The sequence below is a fragment of the Bartonella sp. AU15XJBT genome (assembly GCF_028618615.1).
In the GTDB taxonomy this organism is placed as follows: Bacteria; Pseudomonadota; Alphaproteobacteria; order Rhizobiales; family Rhizobiaceae; genus Bartonella.
Window position 1 is genome coordinate 1 of sequence record NZ_JAQITG010000091.1, and the last position, 1,773, is coordinate 1,773.

Sequence of the window (1,773 nt, forward strand, 5' to 3'; positions counted from 1 at the left end):
ACAAAAAGCTCATGTTTGTGCTGATTGTGGGGGTGTTGATGTTTCTGTGACAAGAGAGAGCAAGGGTGGAAAAGAGCAGGGTGGGAAATATCACGACGAATTGGACCGACTTTCTGAAGAAGCTTTAAGTGACTGGGAAGAGGATTTAGAACCCCTTTTAGAGCCTTTTAAAAAGCTTGTGAGAGAAGCAAAAAGTTATGAGGATATCCTCAAAGGCTTAGATGAATTGTTGGGCGAGATGGATCATCACGCATTAGCCGCACGTTTGGCAAAGGTGCAAATGATTGCGCGGGGACTGGGGTATCATGGATGAGGAACTTTTTAAAACCGCCCCTAAAGAGGTTACCCGTTATTTTGAAGCCAAGGCACTTGTTCCAAGTTTTGATTGGCGGGATATAGCACCAGAAGAACATGCTTTTTCCTTTACGGTGGCAAAATCGGTGGGCTATGACATTTTGGATGATTTTAAGCGAGCGGTTGGAGAGGCCATAAAACATCAAGTTCCTTTCCAAGAGTTTCAAAAAAATTTGATGCCGATTTTACAGGAAAAAGGTTGGTGGGGTAAAAAGACTGCCATTGACCTGAAAACGGGTGAAAAGAGCGTGGTGCAATTGGGCAGTCCACGGCGTTTAGAAACGGTCTATTGGGCTAATACCATGAGTGCCCATGCGGCAGGGGAATGGGAGCGCACACAAAATAATAAAGAATTTTTGCCCTATCTCACCTATGCTTTGTCGAGTTCAGAACATAAGCGTTTAGAACATGAAAGTTGGGTGGGGTTTACGGCACCTGTTGATGATCCGGTTTGGGATTGGCTTTATCCGCCCAATGGCTGGCGATGTAAATGCAGTGTGCGACAGGTAAGTCGTTATGAAGCAGACAATTTAGGCTATGAAGAGGGGGCAGAGCCACTTCATGTTGAAAAGCAGGTTTGGCGCAATAAACGGACGGGGAAAGTTGAGAAGATACCCGTAGGGATTGATCCTGGATGGCATTCTAATCCTGGGAAACATCGCTCACAAAATTTAAGCCGATTTTTGAGTGATAAAGTCTCTGTGATGGGGGACAATGGCAAGCGTATTGCCATTGAAGATATTGTGGGCTCACCACTTTTGGAAGCCATGTTTGAAGGACGCATGTCTCGTGGATTTATTCCCATAGCCCCGATGTTACAAAAGGTGGGTGATGTTTTTGGTGGGGACAATTCTCTTATTCGCTTATCTTCAGACAGCGTAAAACATATTTTGTTAGAGCATCAAGCGCGGTCTCTTCACTTGGAGGATTTTCGAGGCGCCATTCAAACACTTATCCGCCCCCATGGAATTATCAGGCGAAAAGGTGTACCGAGCGTTGTGTTTTTGGGTGAAAATGATGGGGTATGGTGGCGCTTAGCGGTTAAATTTGTGGCAAGCAAACAAGAATGGTGGTTGACCTCCATGCATAAAAAGAGCTTTCGCGAAATTCAACGTTTGTTAAACGCGGCTGAAAAAAAGGGCGAGAGGTTGTTGTAAAGAGAATACCGTAAAGCTCTGTTGGTGTTTGTGAAAAGAGAAGGCGTGGAGGGCGGTCAACTCCTCGCAGATCCGGCAAAGCCGTCCTGGTATAACTGGCTCACGCCTCGTGGGTAATCTAACAGTTTAAAAGTTTAAAAGCAATCTTAAAAAAACGCTTTGAGAAAACCATGTTGGCTTTTGTGAAGAGAGTCAATGCGTGAGAAAATAAGAAGGCGTGGAGGGCGGTCAACTCCTCGCAGATCCGGTAAAACCGTCCTGG

General features: G+C 45.5%; 2 protein-coding genes. Both read left to right on the top strand.

What is annotated here, in order from left to right; genetic code table 11:
• Positions 1-313, top strand: a 313-nt coding sequence (locus PVV57_RS10200) for a DUF935 family protein (RefSeq protein ID WP_273784028.1), incomplete at its 5' end; no start/stop codon positions are given.
• Positions 306-1,511 carry a phage minor head protein gene (locus PVV57_RS10205; protein WP_273784030.1) on the top strand — a complete coding sequence of 402 codons (1,206 nt, stop codon included), beginning with the start codon at positions 306-308 and terminating at the stop codon, positions 1,509-1,511. The genes PVV57_RS10200 and PVV57_RS10205, both read left to right, overlap by 8 nt.
• The last annotated feature ends 262 nt before the right edge of the window (positions 1,512-1,773 follow it).

Coding starts and splice junctions, on each gene's coding strand:
- PVV57_RS10205 (WP_273784030.1), top strand. CDS start 306: ATGGATGAGGAACTTTTTAAAACCGCCCCTAAAGAGGTTACCCGTTAT.